The sequence below is a fragment of the Chamaesiphon sp. genome (genome assembly GCF_041737865.1).
GTDB lineage: Bacteria > Cyanobacteriota > Cyanobacteriia > Cyanobacteriales > Chamaesiphonaceae > Chamaesiphon.
Genome location: NZ_JBGSQZ010000088.1, coordinates 1 through 5,629, shown reverse-complemented (window position 1 = coordinate 5,629; position 5,629 = coordinate 1). Strand labels below are relative to the sequence as shown.

The 5,629-nt window shown below is 45.2% G+C and carries 6 protein-coding genes, 1 tRNA gene and 1 pseudogene; 5 read left to right on the top strand and 3 right to left on the bottom strand.

Features of this window, described 5'->3' with window-relative positions; translation table 11 throughout:
* Positions 1-275: 275 nt before the first annotated feature.
* Positions 276-357 (bottom strand) — tRNA-Leu (locus ACEW9J_RS06410).
* A gap of 110 nt (positions 358-467) precedes the next feature.
* A complete protein-coding gene (locus tag ACEW9J_RS06405) occupies positions 468-1,130 on the bottom strand; it encodes a HEAT repeat domain-containing protein (protein WP_373544306.1) in 663 nt (220 codons plus the stop codon).
* Positions 1,131-1,304: 174 nt separating this feature from the next.
* On the opposite strand from ACEW9J_RS06405, the gene ACEW9J_RS06400 reads away from it, so the two are divergent.
* The 4 genes from ACEW9J_RS06400 to ACEW9J_RS06385 all read left to right on the top strand — a co-directional run bounded on the left by ACEW9J_RS06400 (position 1,305) and on the right by ACEW9J_RS06385 (position 3,824).
* Positions 1,305-1,541 carry a hypothetical protein gene (locus tag ACEW9J_RS06400; RefSeq protein ID WP_373544305.1) on the top strand — a complete coding sequence of 79 codons (237 nt, stop codon included), beginning with the start codon at positions 1,305-1,307 and terminating at the stop codon, positions 1,539-1,541.
* Positions 1,542-1,606: 65 nt separating this feature from the next.
* On the top strand, positions 1,607-2,506 hold the full coding sequence (locus tag ACEW9J_RS06395; RefSeq protein WP_373544304.1) for a HEAT repeat domain-containing protein: 900 nt from the start codon (positions 1,607-1,609) through the stop codon (positions 2,504-2,506).
* A 59-nt stretch (positions 2,507-2,565) separates the two neighbouring features.
* Positions 2,566-3,432 (top strand): DUF3598 family protein, encoded by an 867-nt coding sequence (locus tag ACEW9J_RS06390; RefSeq protein ID WP_373544303.1) that lies wholly within the window; start codon positions 2,566-2,568, stop codon positions 3,430-3,432.
* 122 nt (positions 3,433-3,554) lie between these two features.
* On the top strand, positions 3,555-3,824 hold the full coding sequence (locus ACEW9J_RS06385; RefSeq protein WP_373544302.1) for a hypothetical protein: 270 nt from the start codon (positions 3,555-3,557) through the stop codon (positions 3,822-3,824).
* 72 nt (positions 3,825-3,896) lie between these two features.
* Here the strand turns inward: ACEW9J_RS06385 and ACEW9J_RS06380 are convergent.
* Positions 3,897-4,850 (bottom strand): annotated as a pseudogene (locus ACEW9J_RS06380) (NAD(P)/FAD-dependent oxidoreductase); the annotation flags it as partial.
* A gap of 74 nt (positions 4,851-4,924) precedes the next feature.
* Here ACEW9J_RS06380 and ACEW9J_RS06375 point away from each other — a divergent pair.
* Entirely contained in the window at positions 4,925-5,362 is a 438-nt protein-coding gene (locus ACEW9J_RS06375) for a TMEM165/GDT1 family protein (RefSeq protein WP_373544301.1), read from the top strand.
* Positions 5,363-5,629: the final 267 nt, after the last annotated feature.

Here is a 5,629-nt window from a genome sequence, read left to right as displayed (position 1 = left end):
ACTGCAAGGGTTCTCGGCGGATAATTTTAGAAATCGATCGAGAACCTCAAGATTTGCAAGTTGTGTGGCGGCTAGATTCGATCGCTAGACTTATTCAGCAAGCCCTACTTAGTCATGCTTTTGTCACCTTAACAGGGGTAGGCTAAAGATATAAAAATATCGATAATGCGATGCCAGTTACATTAATTAGTTAAATTGACACTAATGTGTTAACAGTGACAAATAATTAGTTAATGTACATGAACCCTTGCAAAAGCAAATTTTAATTGTTCAGATGCGGATAAAAGGACTTGAACCTTCACTTCTTGCGAAACCAGAACCTAAATCTGGCGCGTCTACCAATTCCGCCATATCCGCAGACAACGTTCTAAATCATAGCATGAGTAATCGATAAAACCAAGTAGTTGATGGTGATTCTCTGGCACAGGGAATCGCCAACGGCAGTTGACCTTTGTTTCGCAGGAGGTCTAATGATTAAATAAATTCTCTAAACTAGCAGCTACTACCTGACAATCTGAGTCCTGTCGGAGTTCGATTAACGCTGACTGTGCTTGGGGTTCGTCAAATTTTTGGAGCGCGTAGGCAACTCTAGTCCGTACTCTGGGAGATGTCGATCGAGCTTGGCTGAGTAATTGCACCAAAATAGCTTGATGGTGGCTCGATCCAACCAGCGAACCCAAAGAATCGATCGCCGCTTCTCGGACAGTCAGATCTTCACCGTCTAGAGCTGCGGTGCAGACTTCAATTAATTGTTCGGGACAATCCAACTCTTCCAAAGCCGCCAGGATACTGCGGCGCACCAACCAATGCTCATCTTGACAAAACACTAAAACTAGGTGAGAAATTGACACCTTGCCAAATAGAGAGAGCGAATTAGCCGCTTCAGCGCGGACATTGGGGGTATCATCAAACTTAGTCATTTCCAGCAGTGCGGCAAAAGATGTTGCTATTCTTTGTGTGCCCAAGCCTCTGGCGACAAACGATCGCACTAAAAATTCGGGATCTTTGAGAGTCGCAATCAGGATCGGGACAGCAATTTCAGGATCGTAGGCTTTGAGAGCCGAAATCGCTTTGAGGCGATATTGAAAATTAGGATTAGCTAACGCAACTTCAATTTCAGTTAATTCCATCACAACACTCTAGAGAACTTTCTTCACTCTAATCAAAAGCTGCACAACTTGGTGACACGATCTGCGAAGATTTAGTTTAGTAGCCAAAATCGTCAAATTAATTTTGGGGGGGTTATTATGATAGGCATCTCAAACCCGATCCGCTACTTCCCAGCTACCCCCTAATTTAAAGAAATGACTGAATCCGATTTAACGACTCCACAAGAAGTTACGGCGATCGAACTCGAAGAGATCGTCACCGAACTTCAGAAATATCGCGATCGATTGGTGCATGACACCACCGAAGCAATCCACAAAGCCAGACTACCCAAAGCCAAAGCCATCTCCCAAATGGAACCCGAAATAGCCCGAATTGATGCGATGATCCAAGAGCTGCAAGATCGTCATGCGGCACTACTCGCTAGTAACTGAATTAGTCGATGGTGGATGGTGAATGGTGATGTTTATTTCTTGAGTGGGAAGGGAGTAAGCTCCCGATGTTAGTTATGAAATCTGAAGATATGCCAGTAGTGACGATCGATCCTGCTCACAGCGATGCCCTGATGCGCTCGGTCACTGAAAGCATCGATCTCGATACCTTCGATGCTGATGATGTTACATTACTCAAACAAATGGTTGAGTGTTTGGGAGACTCACGCGGTTTAGTCCGGCTGAGATTTGCCCAAACATTGGGCGATATCGGCACAACTGCTACTCCATTATTGGTAGATGCCCTCTTACACCATCCCAATCCAGTCGTCCGCCGTGCTGCTGGCAAAACGCTGGCTTTGATTATGGACTCAACGACTGTCCCCAGCTTACTTTACGCTCTGCTCAATGATGAAGATACGGTAGTTAAAGGCTCTGCGGTTGGGGCGATGGCAAAGATGGGTGCAGCCTCAGTACCAGCATTGCTCGATATCTTAGCCGATCCGCACCGCTCGGAGAGTACAAAAGGTCATGCGGCTTGGGCGTTGGGTTTTATTGGGGCTGAAGCTGCACCCTTTTTGGAGGATGCGATCTCCTCTGATTCGATCGATGTTCGTTGTGCAGTGGTAAATGCGATCGCCCATTTAGTTCAAGAGCGAGGGGATGAGACAGCCGCACAACTACTGATCCAAACTCTCAGCGATCCCGATCCAAATGTGCGATCGGAAACAGCATCCGCGATCGGTAAAATGGCATATTTACCAGCATTACCCCATCTGATTACCGCATTAAGCGATCCTGATGGTGAAGTTCGGCGTACAGCCGCAGTATCTCTGGGCAAATTGGGCGATCGATCGGCGATCCCACATCTCCAAGCTCTCCTCACCGATAAACTCGAACCAGTCAGGATTCTCGCCAAACTAGCAATCTCCAAAATCGAAAATTGGGAACAAGATTTTAGGGATTAGGCTTTAGGCTTTAGGTTTTAACTATCAACTGTCTACTGTCTACCCATTACCAAAAAATCATGAAATCTCAATGGGAGTGCGTCCTCGAAAATCTGGGTGAATGGGTAGGTTCCTTTACCACTGTCACTGCTGAAGGGGAACCTGTAGATGATATCCCCAGTGTCATCAAACTCGCAGGTGTCGGCGATAACCAAGCAGTCCATCTGGTTTTAACCCGCTTTTATCCGCTCCCAAATAGTACCGAACGTTATTCCAAACAAGTTGTCTGGGATTTCAGCACTCCCCCAGGTATCGGCGCAATTTATTTCGAGACGGGCGCATTTAGTTCGGGCGCACTAACGGTGACTGCGGGCGTCAAAACGATCGCCGAATTCTCGCTGATAGAGATAGATAGCCGCTTTCGGATGATTCAAACGTTCGATCCAAACCAAAGACTAGATCGAGTCACCTTTATTCAAGAACATCGCCAAGAAACAACCACACCAGAACGTCCCCATTTAAATATTTCAGACTTATTAGGTACCTGGAAAGGTACTGTAACCACATTGGATGCCAATTCTGAATCGCCGATCGTCACTAATACAGCATCTACATTCGTAACTCACGATCTGGGTTATCGGCTAGTAAGAGATGATGACTCGGTGCTCATGCTCATAGGCTCTGCCAACGACTTGACAGTTACTAACCAACTGCTACGATTTTCTGAGGCAGATAGTCAGTCTTATCAAATGCTGCTCCTCCCTGATGGTGGCTACACTACTACACCCACCCAGATTCGGCTAGGATGCCCCTTTTACCTAGAACTTGGTTGGGTGTATGCACCAGGAAAGCGGCAGCGGTTGGTGCGTCGATATGACAGCACTGGGAAGTGGTGCAGTGCAACATTTATTAGTGAACAGATCGATCGTGGCAAGTCAGCAATTTAGTTACATCGGGACTGAACTTCACAAAGCTGATAAGTACAAATACCCACGGCTCTAAGCTTTATCTGGTAAACGATTCAGTTCTTTGATGATTTCGCTGTAGTAATTGGTCATTGTGGTAAAAAGTGGGTAATATAAAGAAAAGATTAAATTTTTTAGCGAGAACGATTATTCAAAATATTACCGTCAACCCCCATGTAGTCCGTCTCCTCTGGAAGGCGGTGTCGGAAATCAACTACCAATCGCTGCTTTCGCTTCCAGATCGAGATCTGTCCAAAGTTATCACCGAAAAAGTTCGAGATAGCGTCATCCTCGATTCCCAAGAGTCCCAGAAACTAGATGCTTATTTAGCATCCAAGCTTTTACTCATCAGAGATCTCGCTGATGCTGTTTAGGTATTTGGTGCCAATACATGCTTTCAGGGACAATCGATCGATTGTCCCTGATGTGTTCTACCTAATTTCTCTTTAAGCCTTGACATTAGCTTTGACTTTTGGTTGGACAAAATAATCACCTCGATCGTCAACGCCAATTTGTCCTAAAGATTCATCACCTGTAATCAATCTCGCCCCACGTTTGCGAGTGAAATAACTCCACGTCCATTGAATAAATACCACCAATTTACTATCAAATTCAATCAGATAGTAAATGTGGACGAATACCCAAATCAACCAAGCAAAGAAGCCAGACATTTTCACCTTACCAAAATCGGCTACCGCTGAATGTCTGCCAATAACTGATAAGCTTCCAGCATCATAATACTCAAAAGCTGGTAAACTTTCGCCTTCAAGTCGCTTGACGATCGAGTCAGCGACATATTTACCTTCTTGAGTCGCTACAGGTGCCACCCCTGCTAGAGGTTTCCCGTCTGGCTTGGTGAAGTTAGCCAGATCGCCAATGACAAAAACCTGCGGATAGCCCTTGATGCTCAAGTCAGACTCAACCATTACTCTCCCGACTCGATCGAGTTCGACTCCGGTATGTGCTGCTAAAATCTTACCCATCGCCGAAGCTTTTACTCCTGCCGCCCACAACACTGTTCTGGCTGATAATTGCTCCGTATTCTCGCCCTGACGGATGGTAACAACGTTATCTTCTATATTTGTCACTAATGCCTTTGTCTGCACCTTCACGCCCAATTTAACCAAGGATGCTTCCGCTTTTACAGACAGTTCGGGCGGGTAGGGTGGTAAAACGCGATCCATCCCTTCGACTAGCACTACCGTGGCTTCGGACGTATCGATATTGCGGAAATCTTTTTTGAGGGTGCTGTAAGCCAATTCAGCGATCGCCCCAGCTAATTCTACTCCAGTTGGGCCGCCACCGACGATAACAAAGGTCAGCCAAGCGCGGCGTTTTTCTATGTCGGTTTCTTTTTCGGCTGCTTCAAATGCCATGAAAATCCGGCGGCGCATTTCGATCAGTCTGGATCGGTCAACTGATAGTATTATTACCCAAATTATTTAGTCAGTATTTACCGCCTAGTCTGAGTTTTTTGAATCAAATCTCGATCGAGCGAGTAGCGGCGTTATTATTTCTAATCTTTGGCATTAAAGTGCTGTATTCAGCACAAAAGATGTCCGCACAGACAGATATAGAGGTAATGAATGAAGCCGAAGAAGCCATTGAAGATGGCGAACGCAAATTCAAACAGCGAAATACTACTTGGAAAATCTTTATTGAAAGCTGTGTATTGACATTTATTGCTGAATGGGGAGATCGCACCCAGTTTGCGACAATTACGCTAGCTGCATCCAAAGACTCGATCGGGGTAATGTTAGGTGGTATTCTCGGACATGCGATCTGTGCGCTGATTGCAGTTATTGGTGGGCGCGCGATCGCCAGTCATATCTCTGAGCGAACGATTACAATTATTGGCGGGATCTTATTTATTATTTTGGCGATTGTTTCGATCGCTTTTGGTAGTAAGTAAATACGTATGGCATTAATTAGATGATAAAATTGTCATCATTAGCAAGATTGGTATTAATCCACGCAACGCAAAAATTGAAGATATTAATCACTAATATAGCTACTCCCTTCCCGCTAGAAGACTATACTCCCTTCCCGCTCAAAGACTATAGATTAGCTTTTTCATTATGCCCTCTGCGCTCTTCACGCGCCTCTGCGGTCAAAAAAAAGATCTCTAACAGTAATAGGGTAAAAGTATTATCTATATTCTTCTGACGGGAAGGGAGTA